General features: G+C 42.4%; 18 protein-coding genes. 3 read left to right on the forward strand and 15 right to left on the reverse strand.

Features of this window, described 5'->3' with window-relative positions:
* Positions 1-62: 62 nt before the first annotated feature.
* Genes hemG through pepQ form a run of 4 tightly spaced genes read right to left on the reverse strand, consistent with a single transcriptional unit; the run spans position 63 to position 4,057 of the window.
* Positions 63-599, reverse strand: coding sequence for a menaquinone-dependent protoporphyrinogen IX dehydrogenase (gene hemG / locus KZ793_RS08175; protein ID WP_225815064.1), 537 nt, complete (start codon positions 597-599; stop codon positions 63-65).
* Positions 600-622: 23 nt separating this feature from the next.
* Positions 623-2,074 (reverse strand): Trk system potassium transporter TrkH, encoded by a 1,452-nt coding sequence (trkH, locus tag KZ793_RS08180; RefSeq protein ID WP_225814904.1) that lies wholly within the window; start codon positions 2,072-2,074, stop codon positions 623-625.
* 37 nt (positions 2,075-2,111) lie between these two features.
* Complete coding sequence (locus KZ793_RS08185; protein ID WP_118984525.1) at positions 2,112-2,723, reverse strand: IMPACT family protein; 612 nt, start codon at positions 2,721-2,723, stop codon at positions 2,112-2,114.
* Positions 2,723-4,057 (reverse strand): Xaa-Pro dipeptidase, encoded by a 1,335-nt coding sequence (gene pepQ, locus KZ793_RS08190; protein WP_225814905.1) that lies wholly within the window; start codon positions 4,055-4,057, stop codon positions 2,723-2,725. The genes KZ793_RS08185 and pepQ overlap by 1 nt, the downstream gene beginning before the upstream one ends.
* 273 nt (positions 4,058-4,330) lie before the next feature.
* Here pepQ and fadB point away from each other — a divergent pair, with 273 nt between their 5' ends.
* Positions 4,331-6,517 carry a fatty acid oxidation complex subunit alpha FadB gene (fadB, locus tag KZ793_RS08195; RefSeq protein WP_225814906.1) on the forward strand — a complete coding sequence of 729 codons (2,187 nt, stop codon included), beginning with the start codon at positions 4,331-4,333 and terminating at the stop codon, positions 6,515-6,517.
* 11 nt (positions 6,518-6,528) lie between these two features.
* Positions 6,529-7,695 carry an acetyl-CoA C-acyltransferase FadA gene (fadA, locus tag KZ793_RS08200; protein WP_225814907.1) on the forward strand — a complete coding sequence of 389 codons (1,167 nt, stop codon included), beginning with the start codon at positions 6,529-6,531 and terminating at the stop codon, positions 7,693-7,695.
* 83 nt (positions 7,696-7,778) lie between these two features.
* On the opposite strand, the gene fre is transcribed toward fadA, so the two are convergent.
* Positions 7,779-8,480, reverse strand: coding sequence for an NAD(P)H-flavin reductase (gene fre / locus KZ793_RS08205; RefSeq protein ID WP_225814908.1), 702 nt, complete (start codon positions 8,478-8,480; stop codon positions 7,779-7,781).
* Positions 8,481-8,490: 10 nt separating this feature from the next.
* A complete protein-coding gene (gene ubiD / locus KZ793_RS08210; protein ID WP_225815065.1) occupies positions 8,491-9,963 on the reverse strand; it encodes a 4-hydroxy-3-polyprenylbenzoate decarboxylase in 1,473 nt (490 codons plus the stop codon).
* A gap of 596 nt (positions 9,964-10,559) precedes the next feature.
* Here ubiD and rfaH point away from each other — a divergent pair.
* Positions 10,560-11,048 (forward strand): transcription/translation regulatory transformer protein RfaH, encoded by a 489-nt coding sequence (gene rfaH, locus KZ793_RS08215; protein ID WP_112878799.1) that lies wholly within the window; start codon positions 10,560-10,562, stop codon positions 11,046-11,048.
* 49 nt (positions 11,049-11,097) lie between these two features.
* On the opposite strand, the gene hemB is transcribed toward rfaH, so the two are convergent.
* The 9 genes from hemB to KZ793_RS08260 all read right to left on the reverse strand — a co-directional run bounded on the left by hemB (position 11,098) and on the right by KZ793_RS08260 (position 18,935).
* A complete protein-coding gene (hemB, locus tag KZ793_RS08220) occupies positions 11,098-12,111 on the reverse strand; it encodes a porphobilinogen synthase (protein WP_225814909.1) in 1,014 nt (337 codons plus the stop codon).
* A 109-nt stretch (positions 12,112-12,220) separates the two neighbouring features.
* Complete coding sequence (gene tatC, locus KZ793_RS08225) at positions 12,221-13,003, reverse strand: Sec-independent protein translocase subunit TatC (protein WP_225814910.1); 783 nt, start codon at positions 13,001-13,003, stop codon at positions 12,221-12,223.
* A 3-nt stretch (positions 13,004-13,006) separates the two neighbouring features.
* Complete coding sequence (tatB, locus tag KZ793_RS08230) at positions 13,007-13,468, reverse strand: Sec-independent protein translocase protein TatB (protein WP_225814911.1); 462 nt, start codon at positions 13,466-13,468, stop codon at positions 13,007-13,009.
* Positions 13,469-13,471: 3 nt separating this feature from the next.
* Positions 13,472-13,732: a Sec-independent protein translocase subunit TatA gene (tatA, locus tag KZ793_RS08235; RefSeq protein WP_036778270.1), complete on the reverse strand. Its 261-nt coding sequence runs from the start codon at positions 13,730-13,732 to the stop codon at positions 13,472-13,474.
* Between the two features lie 101 nt (positions 13,733-13,833).
* On the reverse strand, positions 13,834-15,471 hold the full coding sequence (ubiB, locus tag KZ793_RS08240; RefSeq protein WP_225814912.1) for a ubiquinone biosynthesis regulatory protein kinase UbiB: 1,638 nt from the start codon (positions 15,469-15,471) through the stop codon (positions 13,834-13,836).
* On the reverse strand, positions 15,458-16,108 hold the full coding sequence (locus tag KZ793_RS08245; protein WP_225814913.1) for a ubiquinone biosynthesis accessory factor UbiJ: 651 nt from the start codon (positions 16,106-16,108) through the stop codon (positions 15,458-15,460). The genes ubiB and KZ793_RS08245 overlap by 14 nt, the downstream gene beginning before the upstream one ends.
* Before the next feature lies 1 nt (position 16,109).
* Positions 16,110-16,865, reverse strand: coding sequence for a bifunctional demethylmenaquinone methyltransferase/2-methoxy-6-polyprenyl-1,4-benzoquinol methylase UbiE (gene ubiE / locus KZ793_RS08250; RefSeq protein ID WP_225814914.1), 756 nt, complete (start codon positions 16,863-16,865; stop codon positions 16,110-16,112).
* Between the two features lie 72 nt (positions 16,866-16,937).
* On the reverse strand, positions 16,938-18,233 hold the full coding sequence (gene rmuC / locus KZ793_RS08255; protein ID WP_397443592.1) for a DNA recombination protein RmuC: 1,296 nt from the start codon (positions 18,231-18,233) through the stop codon (positions 16,938-16,940).
* Between the two features lie 165 nt (positions 18,234-18,398).
* A complete protein-coding gene (locus KZ793_RS08260; protein ID WP_397443590.1) occupies positions 18,399-18,935 on the reverse strand; it encodes a DedA family protein in 537 nt (178 codons plus the stop codon).
* Positions 18,936-18,962: the final 27 nt, after the last annotated feature.

The raw sequence follows: 18,962 nt of genomic DNA on the forward strand, positions 1-18,962 counted from the left end.
TTTAAAAAAAACCATCGTTCGCGCACTTTTCCAACTAAACACTGAAAAAAAGAACAAATCAGTTACTTTTTACCCACTATTCCAAGGAAATCATCAGCAAAATGATCAACTTGCTGCCAGTCGGTATATTCAATCTCTTTAGTTGTATCAGTTTCCCCACCAGTCATTTTCATAATCATTTTAACCATTACCCGATCCAACCAATGATAACGAGGATAAAGTAATGCACCAGCAAAAACACCACACAAATCTGGCTTCCACGGGGTATTAAGCAGAAACTTACGAACATACACATTTGTTTCTGGTGTACGTTTCTCTGGCTTCCTTGCTGTCAGATTTACGCAAAAAAATGCAGTTGGCATTTTATTAAGTTGTTGTTGATGACAGATGGCAAACTTTTTCAGTGCCGAATTGAAATGACCATATCTGATCGAAGCTCCAATCATAACCTTGTCATAAGATTCCAAATTGATCGTTTTTACTGTTGCTAAATCTCTGAGTTCGCATATCTCCCCTGATCTGCGTAGATTTTCAGCAATGCGGGTAATGATTTTCTTAGTCTGCCCATCCCGACTGGAATAAAGAAACAAACAATTCATAGCCATATCCCTCTCCCAACAGACTATTCACGCCAGAAGGTTGGTGTAAATAAAACTAATAAAGTGAATACTTCCAAGCGACCAAACAACATCGTTATAACTAATATCCATTTGGCTGTCGGATTCATTGCAGTGAAGTTATCCGCAACAGCACCCAACCCAGGCCCTAGATTATTTAGTGTAGCGGCTATTGCAGAAAACGCAGAAAGTTCATCTACACCAGTTGCGATAAGTAATAATAAACTAATGATAAATACCAAAGCATAAGCAGAGAAGAATCCCCAAACAGCTTCAATAATCCTTTCAGGTAATGCCCTTCGCCCTAGCTTGAGGGTATAAACCGCATTTGGATGAACTAATCTCTTCAATTCACGGGAACCTTGCAAGAATAGCAATAAGATACGAATGACCTTCAGTCCTCCTCCCGTTGAACCCGCACAACCTCCAATAAAAGCGGAACACAATAGCAGTATCGGCAAAAATGATGGCCAACGAGCAAAGCTATCTGTGCTGAACCCTGCTGTTGTCGCCATTGAAACAACCTGGAAAAAAGCTTGGTTTAGTGTCTCTATCCCCGACTTATAAACAGCGTGATTCCATAAGATCAGAGTGCAAATAATAACAAGCACTAATTGAATGGAGATAAACATACGGAATTCAGGGTCCCGCCAATATACTGTCAGGCTACGTCCCGTTAATACCGCGAAGTGCAAACCAAAGTTACAACCAGAAATCAGCAGAAAAATCGCAATAATGGTATTTATCGCAGGGCTATTGAAATAACCAATACTCGCGTCATGTGTAGAAAATCCACCAATTGCGATAGTTGAAAAACTGTGAGAAATGGCATCAAAAACTGACATACCCGCAACCCATAACGCTAAAGCGCAGGCAATTGTCAGTAACACATAAATCAACCATAAAGTTTTTGCCGTTTCAGCAATTCGCGGGCGCATTTTATTATCTTTCAATGGGCCAGGCATTTCAGCCCGATAGAGCTGCATTCCACCAACCCCAAGTAGAGGCAGTATTGCAACAGCCAGCACAATAATCCCCATACCACCTAACCATTGCAGCATCTGCCGGTAGAAAAGAATCGCTTTAGGCAAGGAATCAAGCCCAATCAGTGTCGTAGCACCCGTTGTTGTTAAACCGGAGAAAGATTCAAAAAATGCATCTGTAATAGAAAGATTGGGCTGTTCAGAAAAGATGAAAGGTAAAGCCCCGACACTACCAAGTACTGTCCAAAACAAAGCAACGATAAGAAACCCTTCCCGGGGCTTTAGCTCATGTTTTTGCTCCCGGTTTGGTATCCAAAGCATCAAACCGATAATTAAGGCAAAAATAAATGTCTGACTGAATGCACGCCCAGCGCCATCACGATAGATAAGTGCTACCAATCCTGGAATTATCATAGTGACAGAGAAAAGAATGACAAGCAGCCCAACAATACGGGTTATGGCACGAAAATGCATTCAGCTGGTTCCTTAGAAATCCAGTTACAGAGAATATTTACAGATCAGGTGTTAAATACAGTACACCGCGACTTAGATCACGTAATTTATCACCGACTTCCCCCACTAAGGTAGTTGGAAGTGAAATTCGCAAAGTAACATTCTCTGCATACTCACTGGAAATAATTTGCCCTGATGACTTCTGTAATAACTGTTCAATCATAGAGATATGGGCATATTCACACTGCAAGGAACAGAGTTTCTGTGGAACCTTATATTTTGTCTCCAGCAATTTCAGCGCCTGTTGGGCACCACTTCCATATGCCCTTACCAACCCACCAGTACCTAATTTTATTCCACCAAAATAGCGGACAACAACCGCGGTTATTTCACCAATATTATTTCCCATAAGTTGGGATAGTATCGGCTTACCCGCGGTTCCTGAAGGTTCCCCATCATCTGAAAAACCCAACTGTTGTGAATCATCCGGTGCACCAGCAACAAATGCCCAGCAGTGATGGCGGGCATCAGGGTACTGAGCTTTAATTTGCTGGATAAACGCTTTAGCTTCATCCACCCCGCCAGTATGCTCCAGCAAGGTAATAAAGCGACTTTTTTTAATCTCTTCAGTAAAACTCACTGAAGCTGCGGGTATCAAATAAGGCTTCATTATGGCAATTGAAGATCCCGAGTCATGTTTTCCACTTTATTTTCATGGATCACAATATTGTCTTCGATACGAATACCACCGAAAAGTTTAAACATCCCAATTTTATTCCAGTCAAAATGTTTGCTGAACTCACTTTCACGCCAAGGTACAAGCAGCGATTCGATGAAATAAATGCCTGGTTCGATAGTCAGCACCATGCGGGGTTCTAGAATACGGGTACAACGCAGATAAGGATACATATCCGGAGCGGCTAAATGTGTACCTGTATCATCCTGCATAAACCCTGCCACATCATGGACCTGTAATCCAAGAGGGTGACCAATGCCATGTGGAAAGAATGGCGTTGTCAGCTTTTTTTCAACCATGACTTCTTCACTGACATCTTTCACGATACCATATTTTTTCAACAACTTAGCAATCCGATGATGCATTTGAATATGATATTCGGTATAGCGAACACCTACTTTAATTGTACTAATTAACGCTTTTTGTTCAGCATCCATATCTTTAATTAGAGAAGCAAATTCATTATTACTTTTTGCTGAATAAGTGCGGGTGATATCTGCTGCATAGCCATTATATTCAGCACCAGCATCAATCAGAAAACTACGAATATCCGAAGGTGCGTTGTGCTGCAATGCAGTGTAATGCAAAACAGCCGCATTCTCATTCATAGCAATAATATTGTTATAAGGCACATCTGTATCACGATGACCTGTTGCCATAAGATAAGAGATATTAATATCAAACTCACTCATCCCAGCCTGAAATGCTTCATAAGCAGCCAAATGTCCGACAATAGCCGTTTTTTGTGCTTCACGCATACAGGCTAGTTCATAATCTGTTTTGTATGAACGATAGAAATGCAAATAATCAAGAACAGACTTTGGATTAATATTGTGTTCAGAGAAACCAATCTCTTTCGCTCTTTGTGGTGAACAACCGATGTAAGCAACATTCTGTTTCACATAAGTGCTTAACACTGAATTGATATCTCCAGCATTTGCCAGCTGAATCATTTCAACTTCTTTAGTCCAGTAGCTAGTCGGCAGCGGCTCTACGCTGTGCCAATAATCTACCGGCGAGTAAAACCATAATTTAGGTTTATTAATACCATCTACCCACAACCAACAATTAGGCACTTTAGTTACTGGTACCCAAGCTTTGAAGTCAACATTAACTTTGAAAGGGTAATCTCTATCATCAAGAAAAATACGCTGTAACTCACCAGAGTGAATAAGCAAAGCATCAAATTGATTACGGGCCAATGCTTCACAGGTACGTTGCTGCAATGTAGAAATATGTTCGTGGTACAGAGATGCCAACTTTTCCATTTCAATTGACCTTTTTTATTTTATGACTAAACCATTAGCTTATCATAGCCATTGATATTTGCAGGTATCACGCAAAAAACCTCTCAATTTATCGGCTCCCGCTAACACCTTATTTATCAAAATATAAAAACAATTATTGTCAATGAGATACAAATCTCACTTGTGATCACCCTTGCAAAAAACTAATCACTCATTTGCATTTACTTAACATAATAACCACAATCAAACCCATCTGGTCATACCAGATGGTATGCGCTCATTTAGGAGAACGACATGCTCTATCAAAGTGAAACAATTCAAGTAAGCTGGCTGAAAGATGGCATTGCTGAACTGGTTTTCAGTGCCCCAGCCGCGATTAATAAACTAGATACCAAAACCGTTGCATCTCTCGATAAGGCTGTTGCCAGCCTAGAGCAACAAACTGGATTGAAAGGCGTTTTATTACGTTCTGAAAAAGCCGCATTTATTGTTGGTGCAGATATTACTGAATTCCTCTCTTTATTCGATTCACCTGTAGAAAAACTGCAAGAATGGCTTAACTTTTCAAATAGCATTTTTAACCGGATAGAAGATTTACCCGTCCCAACCATTTCAGCAATAAATGGTTATGCTCTTGGTGGCGGTTGTGAATGTGTTCTATCTACAGATTTCCGTGTAGCCTCCCCGGATGTACGCATTGGGCTGCCAGAAACCAAACTTGGTATTATGCCTGGTTTTGGTGGCTCAGTTCGCCTTCCACGCCTGATCGGGACTGATAATGCACTGGATATCATTGCCGCAGGTAAAGACATTGGTGCAGAAGAAGCATTGAAAAACGGTTTGATTGATGCAGTGGTTCCCAAAGAAAAACTGGTTGATTCCGCAGTATCAATGCTGGAACAAGCAATTGCAGGGAACCTTGACTGGAAAGCCGCGCGTCAGCCAAAATTAGAGCCTTTGAAACTCAATGAAATTGAACGTGGCATGAGTTTTAGTGTGGCAAAAGGTATGGTGATGAAAGTCGCCGGCCCTCATTACCCTGCTCCTATCACCGCAGTTAAATCCATAGAAAAAGCCGCTACATTTGGTCGTGATGAAGCACTGAAAATAGAAACCGCCAACTTCATTCCTTTAGCACAGACAAATGTTGCCCGTGCCTTAGTGGGTATTTTTCTTAATGACCAGTACGTAAAAGGACTGGCAAAAAAACATCTGAAAGAAGTTACAACACCTGAGTATGTCGCAGTTCTAGGTGCTGGAATTATGGGTGGTGGTATAGCCTATCAATCTGCCCGCAAAGGGATTCCTGTCATGATGAAAGACATCAGCCAGCAAGCCCTCGAATTAGGCATGAATGAAGCCGCTAAACTTCTAAACAAACAGTTTGAACGTGGCCGTCTAGATGCCATAAAAATGGCGAAAACCCTCTCTTCTATTCAACCTACCTTAAATTATGCCGATATCGAACAGGTTCAAATCGTGGTTGAAGCTGTAGTAGAGAATCCTAAAATCAAAGCAGCTGTACTATCAGAAGCTGAAACTCTGGTTAACGAAGATTGTGTCCTAGCATCCAACACATCAACAATTCCAATTTCAGAATTAGCTAAGTCCCTAAAACGCCCAGAAAACTTCTGTGGTATGCATTTCTTCAACCCGGTACACCGTATGCCATTGGTTGAAGTGATTCGCGGTGAAAAAACGTCTGAAAAGACAATTTCAACCGTAGTCGCTTATGCCAGCAAAATGGGTAAAACCCCGATCGTCGTTAACGACTGTCCAGGGTTCTTTGTAAACCGGGTACTGCTTCCTTATCTCCTTGGCTTCGGTCTGCTATTGCGTGATGGTGGTGATTTCCGCCAAATAGACAAAATCATGGAGAAAGAATTTGGCTGGCCAATGGGTCCTGCTTATCTTATTGATGTTATCGGTCTTGACACTGCACATCATGCTCAATCAGTCATGGCCCAAGGGTTCCCAGATCGTATGCGGCGTGATTATAAAGATGCCATTGATGTTTTATATGACAATCAACGTTACGGGCAGAAAAACGGTCTTGGCTTCTACAAGTACACTCAAGATAAGAAAGGTAAGCCTAAAAAAGAGCGGGATGAGCAAACAGACCAATTGCTGGAAACTATCTGCCAACAGAAGAATAATTTCTCCGGTGAAGAGATCATTGCTCGTACTATGATCCCGATGATCAACGAAGTTGTCCGTTGTCTGGAAGAAGGTGTCATTGCCAGCCCGGCAGAAGCTGATATGGCTCTGGTTTATGGCCTTGGTTTCCCTCCATTCCACGGTGGTGTTTTCCGTTATCTGGAAACAATGGGAACAGCAGCTTACGTAAAAATGGCTGAAAATTATGCTCACCTCGGTGCTCTTTATCAGGTACCACCTGGTCTGAAAGCCAAAGCTGAACGTAATGAAAGTTACTACTCTACAGCAGCAGCGATTGCTGTCAGCACCGGAAAAACAGCGTGAGGTCTGGAAACATGGAAAATGTAGTCATTATTGATGGCATCCGCACCCCAATGGGGCGCTCAAAAGGTGGTGCATTCCGTCAGGTCCGGGCTGAAGATCTCTCCGCTCACCTGATGAAAGAGCTATTTAAACGTAATCCGGCAATACAGCAACATGAAATCGACGATATCTACTGGGGCTGCGTCCAGCAAACTCTAGAGCAAGGTTTCAACATTGCCCGTAATGCAGCTTTACTGGCCGATATCCCTCACTCTGTACCGGCCGTAACGGTTAACCGGCTATGCGGTTCATCAATGCAAGCGCTGCATGATAGCGCTCGTATGATCATGACCGGAGAAGCTAATGTTACATTGATTGGTGGTGTAGAGCACATGGGGCATGTCCCGATGACTCATGGAGTGGATTTCCATCCTAAAATGAGTCTGAGCGTTGCCAAAGCCGCAGGAGTCATGGGTTTAACCGCTGAAATGTTGGCAAAGATTCACCATATCAGCCGTGAAATGCAGGATGAATTTGCGCTTCGTTCGCACCAACGTGCAACACAAGCAACGCAATCAGGTGCATTCTCCAATGAGATATCACCAATTTATGGTCACGATGCCGATGGCATACTAAAACTGTTTGATTACGATGAAGTTATCCGTCCAGATACCAATCTGAAAGATCTGGCAGCTCTGCGTCCTGTCTTCGATCCGGTAACAGGCTCGGTTACAGCAGGCAGCTCCTCTGCCTTATCCGATGGTGCATCTGCGATGCTGATAACCAGTGAAAGCTATGCTAAAAATCTGGGACTAAAACCTCGTGCCCGTATCCGCTCAATGGCTGCTGTTGGTTGTGATCCTTCCATTATGGGATATGGCCCTGTCCCTGCTACACAGAAAGCTCTCAAAAAAGCAGGTTTAGAGCTGGATGATATTGGCATAATTGAACTAAACGAAGCATTTGCCGCTCAATCACTTGCCTGCATGAAAGGTCTGAATTTGCTGGATCGCATGGATGACAAAGTGAACCTTAATGGTGGAGCAATCGCTCTCGGGCACCCATTAGGCTGTTCAGGTGCTCGCATTACAACAACATTGTTGAATCTAATGGAGCGCCGCGATGTTCAGTTTGGGCTGGCAACCATGTGTATCGGTTTAGGCCAAGGTATTGCTACTATTATAGAAAGAATGGATTAAGAACTGATCTGTAGAAAATATTATAACTGAGTCGTTGTTGCCGTAATTCCCGCCTGTCAGGGGCGGGTTTTTTTATTATTATTTTAAATGAATTCGAAAGCATCGCCATACATGTTGTCAGCAGAAGCATCACGCTCACTACAAAAACGCTCACGAGCAATTTTTGCCATTTCAAATCGCCCCGCAATATAGATATCATAATTGGCTAAACTACCAAAATCCTCTAGTACCGCTTTGAGCACGGTTCCAGTACGTCCACACCATCCATTCTCCGACTGTTCAACAACCGGAACAACCATCAGATTAGGATAACGCTCTGTAAGTAATTGCAATTCAGCCAAGTCATATAAATGTTGTGATTCTCTACCACCCCAATAAATAGATATCTGGCGTTCAGGTTGTTCTTCCAATGCTGTCAGCAATATAGAACGGGTATAAGAAAACCCCGTACCGCCTGCAATTAATAACAGCGGATTAGTGCTGCTTTGACGAAACCAGGCTTTACCATGAGGGATATCAATATCGATCACTTTCTGATCCAGAATTCTATCCATCACAGCCATTGCATACAAATTCAGTTCAGAAGCACCAATATGTAATTCAATAAACTCCTTTTCTGAAGGCATTGATGCCATTGAAAACGGACGTTTATCTCTCTCACCCATTACCACCATCAGATACTGACCGGCGCGGAATGAGAACGGAGAATCGGGAAGTAACCGTACCCGATAAACCGTATCAGTAATAGCCTCTACAGAGGTTACTTTGCAGCTCAGTGTTGTCATGCGTTCCCTCTTATGGTCCTAAAATATCTAATTCATCCCAGATTTTGTCGACGCGGGTACGCACTTCTTCACTCATCACAATAGGGCGTCCCCATTCCCTCTGCGTCTCTCCCGGCCATTTGTTCGTTGCATCCATTCCCATTTTCGAACCCAATCCTGAAACTGGTGATGCAAAATCGAGATAATCTATCGGAGTATTCTCCATTAATACTGTATCTCTTGCCGGGTCCATTCGCGTAGTGATTGCCCAAATGACATCGTTCCAATCTCTGGCATTGATATCGTCATCACAAACAATAACAAACTTTGTATACATAAATTGCCGTAGATATGACCAAACTCCCATCATGACCCGCTTGGCATGACCTGGATATTGTTTCTTCATAGTCACGACGGCGAGACGATAGGAACAACCTTCAGGAGGCAGATAAAAATCGACAATTTCAGGAAACTGTTTTTGTAAAATCGGTACCAGCACCTCATTCAATGCAACCCCCAACACAGCAGGTTCATCTGGCGGGCGGCCAGTATAAGTCGAATGATAAATAGCATCATGACGCTGAGTAATATGTGTCACAGTAAACACCGGGAACATATCGATTTCATTATAATAGCCCGTATGATCACCATATGGCCCTTCTGGAGCTAACTCGCCAGGCTCAATATACCCCTCCAATACGATCTCAGCACTTGCTGGTACCTCCAAGTTACTTGAAAGACATTTTACAACTTCTGTTTTATATCCTCTTAATAACCCGGCGAATGCATATTCCGATAATGTGTCAGGAACTGGCGTCACAGCCCCCAATATTGTCGCTGGATCAGCCCCCAAGGCAACAGCCACCGGGAAACGTTCTCCTGGATGTGCCTGACACCATTCCTGAAAATCAAGCGCACCACCACGATGAGATAACCAGCGCATAATGAGTTTATTTTTACCCAGTACCTGCTGGCGATAGATACCAAGATTTTGCCGCTCTTTATTCGGGCCGCGGGTGACTGTCAGCCCCCAAGTAATCAACGGCGCAGCATCCTCGGGCCAACAGTGCATAATAGGAATACGGGTTAAATCTACATCGTCACCAACCGAAACATGTTCCTGGCAAGGCGCAGTATTAAGCCGTTTAGTTGGCATATTAAGGACTTGCTTAAATTTCGGTAGTTTATCCAGTAAATCACGAAAACCTTTTGGAGGATCGGGTTCCTTCAAAAAAGCTAGCAGCTTACCTACATCATGCAAAGCTTTAACATCTTTCTGCCCCATCCCCATAGCAACACGTTCAGCAGTACCGAACAAATTACACAATACAGGCATTGAATAACCTTTGGGATTTTCAAACAACAAGGCAGGCCCACCAGCGCGAAGGGTACGATCTGCAATTTCAGTCATCTCCAAATAAGGATCAACTTCAAAGCTGATGCGTTTCAACTCACCTTTATGCTCCAATAAGGTTAGAAAATCTCTTAAGTCACGGTATTTCATACTATTCATTTATGCCGGTTTTTAAGGGGGAAAACATTATAAGCCATCCCACTCAGCTTTTTTGTGTTTTTTTCAGAAGACTACAAAGTAAACCAATAAGTTACTAAAAAGCAACGGGGTTAATTCAACCTTGCGACCTTAAAGTCAAATACAACGAAATGGAACCTAATGAGTTAATACTTGAGCATCAAATTACTCAGTAAGATGTTTAGTTGGAACATCTCGATACCTTCACTCTTACCACAGAAATAATGCTGTCACTATCTTTTCTCGGTTCACCACACAAGATACAGCCAATCGCTCACCACGGATTTCCCATATAACTACTCAATGACTATCAAATTTTGCAATTACTCAACAGAAATACTGATATTTTTCTTTTATTAATATTTTCTGAACAAATAACAATCAATTTTATATTAATTACTTTATCTGTCACTTACCAAAATATTACTCATCGCTTTTTTACTGAAAAACATAGACCCCATTCATAACAATAAATATGCATCATTAAACAATTATCACTAAGATAATGCCTGTAATGCCCTTTTCTATTTTGCTATGCTTAATAGTCATTGGATCAAGGTTAATTAAAGATGGAAAACTGGTACCTCATTTACTGTAAACGTGGGCAAATTTCACGAGCAATAGAAAATCTGGAACGACAGGATGTTGCTTGCCTGACTCCTACCGCCAGAATTGAAAAAATAACCCGTGGTAAACGTACTGTGAATATAGAACCACTTTTTCCTAATTATTTGTTTGTTCAGTTTGATCCTGAAATTATTCATACTACAACTATTAATTCAACACGCGGTGTTAGCCACTTTGTCCGTTTTGGCGTGCACCCTGCTATCGTACCGGAAACACTGATTAAAGAGATCGTATCAGCAACTGAGCAAGAATATGTATCACCAGATACACCTGTGGCTGGTGATACCGTATTAATCACCGAAGGAATTTTTGAAGGATTGCAAGCTATCTACAATGAGCCAGATGGAGAAACCCGTTCTATTCTGTTACTTAATATTCTGAATAAACAATTACCTAAGGCACTTAATAATAAACAGTTTGTGAAAATTTAACCAAACAAAAAACGGGCAGAATTTGCATTCGCCCGTTTTTAATCAAATATTAACGCTTCTGTTCATATAATTGTTGAGCAACCTGTTTTGCAAAATACGTCAGTACACCATCTGCTCCTGCGCGCTTGAAGCATAACAGAGACTCCACAATTACCTGTTCCTGTAACCAACCATTCTGAATAGCAGCCATGTGCATGGCATACTCGCCAGATACTTGATAAGCAAAGGTTGGTACACCGAATGTGTCTTTTACCCTGCGGATAACATCCAAGTAAGGCATACCTGGTTTTACCATTACAGTATCAGCGCCTTCCTGCAAATCCTGTGCAATCTCCTGCAACGCTTCATCACTATTCGCAGGGTCCATCTGATAGGTTTTTTTATTACCTCCTTTCAGATGACGATTTGAACCGATTGCATCTCGGAATGGGCCGTAATAACCAGAAGCATACTTAGCGGAGTAAGCCATAATTTGAGTATTTACATGTCCTTCTGCTTCAAACAGTTCACGGATTGCACCAATACGCCCATCCATCATGTCACTCGGTGCCACAATCTCAGCACCAGCTTCTGCATGTGACAATGCCTGTTTGACTAAGATCTCTTTGGTTATATCATTCATCACATAACCATCCTGATCGATGATCCCATCCTGACCATGTGTAGTGAATGGATCTAATGCCACATCAGTCAGCAATCCTAGCTCAGGAATGGCATCTTTCAGTGCACGAACCGTACGCTGAACCAACCCATCAGGGTTATAAGCTTCTTCCGCATCCAGAGATTTTTTATCTGCTTCAATAACGGGGAACAGAGACAACACCGGAATCCCCAGTCGAGCAATCTCTTCAGCTTCTTTCAGCAAAAGATCCATCGTCAGACGATACACACCGGGCATAGAGGGCACTTCTTGACGACGATTAGTGCCTTCCATCACAAATACAGGATAGATTAAATCATTAACAGTTAATTGGTTTTCAGCAACCAGACGGCGGGAAAAATCATGACAGCGCAACCGGCGCATACGTCGACCAGGGAAAGTTCCTGGAAATGCATAGCTCATATAGCTCTCCTAACTCAAACCCAGCGCATTCGCGCTGGGTTAATTAATATGCTATCACTTCGTACTAATTATCTTAGCACTACAGAACAACATGTTAAGATTACTATTATCACTTTTCCGTATTCGCTTCTGGCGCTTCCTGCTCATCTTCCTCTGAACGATCCCCCAATTTCCGCTGTCCGGTATAAAAACGGGAGAGCAAAATCCCCAGTTCAAACAGCAGATACATAGGAATAGCCAGCAAGGTTTGCGAGAAAACATCCGGCGGCGTTAACAACATGCCAACAACAAAAGCACCTACCAAAATATACGGACGCTTTTTCTTCAAGGATTCAGGTGTAACTACCCCACTCCAACATAATAAAATAATGGCAACGGGTACTTCAAAAGAGACACCAAAGGCCATAAACAGAGCCATGACAAAGCTTAAGTAGTTACTGATATCCGTTGCAATCAGCACCCCTTCAGGCGCCGTTTTAGCAAAGAATCCAAAAGCTATCGGAAATACAACAAAATAAGCAAACGCCATCCCCAAATAAAACAACAGGCTACTGGAAACAAGCAGAGGGATCATCAAGCGGCGTTCATGCTTATATAACGCAGGTGCAATAAATGCCCATACTTGATAGAGAACCATAGGTGCAGATACAAATATCGACACCATAATGGTCAGTTTTATTGGCGTAAAAAAGGGAGAAGCAACATCTGTCGCTATCATACTGGCACCCTGAGGCAACTGCTTAATCAAAGGTGCAGAAATCATCTGATAGATGTCGTTAGAAAAATAAACCAATGCTAAAAAAACCACTAATACAGTAAGTAAACTGTTTAGAATTCGCTTACGCAATTCAATAAGGTGACTGATAAGTGGTTGAGTATCATCAACAGCCATGTTTTAGTGTTCACCATTAACTTCATCAAAAGTTTTTTTCTTCGTTGCAGAAGCTGCTTGATCATCCACTGGAGCAGAAGGCTCAGATGAAGCCACAACCTGAGACGCTGCCGGCTTTTGTGCCACCTCATTTATTTCTGATGCTTTCATACTCTCCGCATCAGGTTCATTTTGGTATGCTTTTTTCAAAGACTCAGCAGCTTCTTTTAGCTCATCCATCGAAGCTTGTAGTTCCGGGGATAAATTCTGCAACCCCGCTTCTTCTTGAACTTTTTTCAGGCTTTCCTGGAGCTCCTGCAATTTCAGCTCTTGGGCCAGCTCATTTTGGACATTAGCAGCTAAAGAGCGCAGTGCCCTGATCCAACCAGCAACCGTTTTTACTGCCACCGGTAACCGTTCTGGCCCCAGAACCACCAAGCCAATAACCATAACCAGCAGCAGCTCACCAAAACCAATGTCAAACACAGTTTATACCTGCTCTTTGTTTTTGCTCTCAGATGTTTCAGACTGAGCTACAGATTGTTTTTCAGTAATATTTTTAGTCTCAAAATCGGCGTCATTACTGGTTTTTTGAGCCTGTTGAGGCTGATTATCATCCCCTATCGCCTTTTTAAAACCTTTAATAGATGCCCCAAGATCAGAACCCAAAGTACGGAGTTTATTCGTGCCGAACAGCAGCACCACAATGACCGCAATAATGAGTAATTGCCAAATGCTTATACCGCCCATTCTGATTTACCTCTATTTAACAGGGATTATTTTAACAGTTCATTATACATACGACGAACTATAACCGACCTTCAAAAAAATTTGCCCTAAAACAAATTTTACTAAATCCTACTTAGCCGAAACCAGCCAAACAACCACGAAACGGTACCCGCACCTATAAACAACCAAGGAATATTTGCCAAGCCAGACAACAAAAACAAGCTGCCGCAGAGAAACAATGTCGCACCAACACCAAGCAAATACTGTGACTGCCGCTGTTTTATCTGTTGCCCTTTTAAATGATCTGATAGTTTCTCAATACTCGCTTGCAAATGTCTATGCTGTTGAAGACTGTCATACACTAATTCAGGTAGTTCTGGCAACTTTTCTGCCCAATAAGGCGCTTTTTCTTTCAATGCCCGAATAACCGCTGGCAATCCAACCTGGCTATGCAACCACTCCTCCAGAAATGGTTTTGCTGTTTTCCACAAATCAAGCTGGGGATAAAGCTGCCGTCCTAAACCTTCTACATACAAAAGTGTTTTTTGCAGAAGAACTAACTGAGGCTGCACTGCCATATTAAAACGACGTGCAGTATTAAATAAATTCAGAAGTACATGACCAAATGAAATTTCCGCAAGCGGCTTCTCAAAGATTGGCTCACAAACTGTACGGATTGCAAATTCAAAATCTTCAACATTGGTATCGCTGGGAACCCAGCCTGAATCCACATGAAGTTCAGCAACTTTCCGGTAATCACGATTAAAGAAAGCAATAAAATTCTCAGCCAGATAACGTTTATCATCTTTATTAAGAGAACCAACAATACCGTAATCAATACCAATATAAAACGGATCTTCAGGATGTTCATAGCTGACAAAAATATTTCCCGGATGCATATCCGCATGGAAGAAGCTATCGCGAAAAACCTGCGTAAAAAAGACCTGTACGCCCCGTTCAGCCAGCAATTTCATATTGGTATTCTGCGCTTCCAATGCTTCAATATCAGAAACAGGGATACCATAAACCCGCTCCATCACCAGAACATTTTCACGGCAATAATCAGAATAAATTTCCGGTACATAAAGCGTTGAACTCTTTTCAAAATTACGGCGGAGTTGAATTGCATTAGCCGCTTCACGCAGCAAATTCAGTTCATCAATTAACGTCTTCTCGTATTCCCGCACAACTTCACGAGGGCGTAAACGGCGTCCATCGGGTAATAACATTGGTACCCAATTTGCCAGACGGTACATTAACCGGATATCTGCTTTGATAATCGGTAGAATATCAGGACGAATGACTTTGATAACAATTTCCCGTCCATCCTCTTTTAACCGGGCAGTATGGACCTGAGCAATTGAAGCAGAGGCCAGAGCAATAGGTTCAAAATCATCAAACCAGGTTTCCAATGCTCCCCCTAAAGCGGTTTCAATATATTGACGCGCCAAAGCACCATCAAAAGAGGCAACTCGGTCTTGCAACAATGCAAGTTGATCCGCTATTGCTGGAGGAAACAGATCACGCCGCGTTGAAAGCATCTGTCCAAATTTAATCCAAACAGGCCCTAATTCCTGTAAGGCAAGCCGTAGTCTCTCCCCAAGTGATTTATCTTTATGTCTATTCGGGATCCAGAACAACAAATAACGACCAAAACGAAGAGGCCAGGTTAAGCGAATTCGAGGAATTAGCTCATCCAATCCGTAAGAAAGAAAAACCCGTATGATCAAATAAAGGCGTCTTAATTCACCTGGAGTCATATTTTTCCTCTAATACTGCCAATCGTTGTTCTATTTGCCCAATATCTTTGGCCAACATGCCAACTTCTTCACTGAAATAAGCCACTTCAAGCTGATTTGGAGCCAGTTTCCATTCTTCTATTAACGTTTCCGCCAGATAATTTCTCTGACATTCCATTGAACCGGAAACAAACTGAAATCCTTTTTTAATGACTTGACTCATACTTTCGGCAGCAATATCCCCGAAATAAGGGGAAAGATAATGGGCCAAATCCCATTCAACCATATCCAACAAAACAGACCATTGCTGAACAACCTGCATATCCCCTTCAATAACCATTTCACCACTATTGAGCAATTTGGAAATTTGTTGGCGATCCCGTAGCTTAAGCAAAGCAGAAACATGAGTTTTAACAGTACAATCGGCAGATTCGACCCATTGACTTAATACGTCCACCTGTTTCTCACTAAACACCAATGTGAGTGGTGTACTCATTTCTTTTAATTCAATCGACAAAACTTTATTCACCAACCGCATACGGGCTGGCCTTAACACGGGCTCACGGTACAACAGGTAATTCAACGATGTTTCCATCACTGCGGTTAAAACCGGCGTAAGTGTGGAATTAATAACTGTACTCAGTGATGGTCTTTCCATCTCAGAATTTAAAACCTCTATGTAGTGCAACAATGCCGCCAGTCATATTGGTATAAGTCACCTGTTCAAAGCCAGCCTCTTCCATCATCGTTTTAAGCGCATCCTGATCAGGATGCATACGGATGGATTCCGCCAGATAACGATAACTGTCAGCATCCTGCACAAAAACCTGACCAATTTTTGGCAGCACATGGAAAGAATAAGCATCATACGCTTTGCTTAACGGTGCGAACAAAGGTTTAGAAAATTCAAGTACCAATAAACGTCCACCCGGCTTCAACACCCGAAACATAGAACGCAGGGCTTTTTCTTTTTCGGTAACATTGCGCAAACCAAAAGAGATAGTGATGCAATTAAAATAGTTATCAGGGAAAGGCAACGCTTCCGCATTAGCCTGCACATAGCTGACATTACCAACAATACCAACATCACGTAATTTCTCACGCCCAACCTTCAGCATAGATTCATTGATATCAGCAAGAACAACTTCACCTTTTTCACCAACGATACGAGAAAATTTGGCTGTCAGATCGCCAGTACCGCCAGCTAAATCAAGTATCCTCTGACCTCGGCGTACACCACTGGCATCAATAGCCACACGTTTCCAGATACGATGGATACCAAACGACATTAAATCATTCATTAAATCGTATTTTGCCGCAACAGAATGAAACACGTCGGCCACCATGCCTGCTTTTTCATCCTTTGCTACAGTACGGAAACCAAAATGTGTGGTTTGTTTCGTTTGGTCTACCATGTTATTTGCCCATTTTTTATTCAAAGCGTTATAAAAGTGTATCAGCCTTTCAGATAAAACCCTATCTTGGTATTAATCATTAGCACAGGGTGGTTGGCTGGCCCTATCCGCCAGTTCGGGATCAATAGGACGTTTCACTTCAACACCTAAATTACGAAAACTCTCTGCCTGGCTGATCAGGTTGCCACGTCCCTCGGTCAGCTTTTTCATTGCCAGCCGATAATTAAGTTGAGCCTTATCCAGGCTTTGCCCCAAACCTTGCATGTCATCGACAAACAAACGCATTTTATCATACATACGGGCGGCCTTATCCGCGATTAAACGCGCATTCTGGCTTTGATACTCATAGCGCCACAAGTTATTAATAGTACGCACAGCAACCAACAATGTTGATGGACTAACTAGCATAATATTGTGTTTAAGAGCCTCATCAAGCAGCTCAGGCGCCTTGTTAAGCGCAACCAAATAAGCAGGTTCAACCGGAATAAACATCAATACATAATCCAACGATTTCAGTCCGGGCAACTGTTGGTAATCTTTGCGACTCAAACCACGAATATGACCTTTAATCGAGTCGATATGCTCTTGAAGGGCTAACTCCTGCTGATGCCGATCGCCACTGTTAAAATAACGCTCATAAGCGACCAGTGACATCTTGGCATCAATGACCACATCCTTCCCTTGCGGCAAATGAACAATAACATCAGGTTGGAAACGGCGGTTACCCTCTACCTTGATATTAACCTGAGTACAAAACTCATGCCCTTCTCGTAAACCAGAAGCTTCCAGAATACGGGATAACACGACTTCTCCCCAATCTCCCTGAATTTTATTATTACCTTTAAGGGCATTTGTCAGATTGATAGCTTCCTGTGCCATCTGGACATTCAGTTGCTGTAAGTTACGGATTTCATGTGCAAGAGTATGCCGTTCACGGGCTTCCTGACCAAAACTTTCCTGTACCTGCCGATGAAGGCCATCAAGCTGTTCACGAAATGGCGCTAAAAGAGTATTGAGACTTTGCCGATTTTGTTCATCCGTACGGCGGCCCGTTTGTTCAAAAATACGATTAGCCAAATTCTCAAATTGAGTATTCAAACGTAGTTCACTGTTGATCAGCAACCGCTGCTTCTCTTCAGCCGCGAGACGACTCTCTTCCAAGCGTGTAGTCACTTCCCGCAGTTCAGATTCTTGCACGCTATTAACTTCTCTTTGAGCCCGCAATTCCTGGTTCAATTGCTCGCATTCAACACGCCAATAAGCTGATTGTTCAAGTTTCTCACTGGCAACGGCAAGCTGGCTGTCCAATTTCCGTAATTCCAATTCTTGCTGTTGAATACGTTGATGAACGGAGAACCAAACGAGAATACCACCGCCCAACAGGCCGCCAAGAGCACCTATCAACGTATATAACAACTGGATACCCACCGGTATTTCCTCTATTACACTCTTCGACCAGATAAACTAAATTGCTACTGTATAGATGTCCAGAATGATTTATACAGATGGTTCAGTCTGCGAAGCTGCTCTCAATTAACTCACCCATTGCACTAACCATTGCAAACCAAACGCGCCTGGAGCTAATACCCCAAAAGACCAGATAAGTGCAGAACAGATATTCGCTATCTGGAAATAACGCAATGGCATGGTACAAATACCTGCGACTAATGGCACAATTGCACGGAATGGCCCAAAGAATCGACCAAAGAAAATGCTCCAGATACCCCAACGTTCAAAGAAATGGTGCACTCGTGTCAGTAGTTGTGGTTTACGAGAAATCGGCCAAACTTTACTAATATCACCTTTAAAATAGGCGCCAACAATATAAGATACCCAATCGCCCAAAAAAGCCCCTGCTGCTGCTGCCAACCAAATTGGCCAGAAATTAAGACCACCTTCGCCTATTAATGCCCCCAATCCAAGCAATATGATCGTTGCAGGTAATAACAAAGAGAAAAAAGCCAGAGATTCACCAAAAGCAAGCAAGAAAACAATCGGCATGATCCAGGTATCATGAGCTTTAACAAAAGCGATTACCAGATCAACTATTTCATGAAGACTCAAATTCATATTCCTGTATTGATTAATACCACATTC

The organism is Photorhabdus antumapuensis, assembly GCF_020387775.1.
Classification (GTDB): Bacteria; Pseudomonadota; Gammaproteobacteria; order Enterobacterales; family Enterobacteriaceae; genus Photorhabdus; species Photorhabdus antumapuensis.

Coding starts and splice junctions, on each gene's coding strand:
- ubiE (WP_225814914.1), bottom strand. CDS start 16,865: ATGGTAGACCAAACGAAACAAACCACACATTTTGGTTTCCGTACTGTA.
- fre (WP_225814908.1), bottom strand. CDS start 8,480: ATGACAACACTGAGCTGCAAAGTAACCTCTGTAGAGGCTATTACTGAT.
- fadA (WP_225814907.1), top strand. CDS start 6,529: ATGGAAAATGTAGTCATTATTGATGGCATCCGCACCCCAATGGGGCGC.
- pepQ (WP_225814905.1), bottom strand. CDS start 4,057: ATGGAAAAGTTGGCATCTCTGTACCACGAACATATTTCTACATTGCAG.
- hemG (WP_225815064.1), bottom strand. CDS start 599: ATGAATTGTTTGTTTCTTTATTCCAGTCGGGATGGGCAGACTAAGAAA.
- KZ793_RS08185 (WP_118984525.1), bottom strand. CDS start 2,723: ATGAAGCCTTATTTGATACCCGCAGCTTCAGTGAGTTTTACTGAAGAG.
- fadB (WP_225814906.1), top strand. CDS start 4,331: ATGCTCTATCAAAGTGAAACAATTCAAGTAAGCTGGCTGAAAGATGGC.
- tatC (WP_225814910.1), bottom strand. CDS start 13,003: ATGGCTGTTGATGATACTCAACCACTTATCAGTCACCTTATTGAATTG.
- hemB (WP_225814909.1), bottom strand. CDS start 12,111: ATGAGCTATGCATTTCCAGGAACTTTCCCTGGTCGACGTATGCGCCGG.
- trkH (WP_225814904.1), bottom strand. CDS start 2,074: ATGCATTTTCGTGCCATAACCCGTATTGTTGGGCTGCTTGTCATTCTT.
- ubiD (WP_225815065.1), bottom strand. CDS start 9,963: ATGAAATACCGTGACTTAAGAGATTTTCTAACCTTATTGGAGCATAAA.
- KZ793_RS08245 (WP_225814913.1), bottom strand. CDS start 16,108: ATGGAAAGACCATCACTGAGTACAGTTATTAATTCCACACTTACGCCG.
- tatA (WP_036778270.1), bottom strand. CDS start 13,732: ATGGGCGGTATAAGCATTTGGCAATTACTCATTATTGCGGTCATTGTG.
- KZ793_RS08260 (WP_397443590.1), bottom strand. CDS start 18,935: ATGAATTTGAGTCTTCATGAAATAGTTGATCTGGTAATCGCTTTTGTT.
- rfaH (WP_112878799.1), top strand. CDS start 10,560: ATGGAAAACTGGTACCTCATTTACTGTAAACGTGGGCAAATTTCACGA.
- ubiB (WP_225814912.1), bottom strand. CDS start 15,471: ATGACTCCAGGTGAATTAAGACGCCTTTATTTGATCATACGGGTTTTT.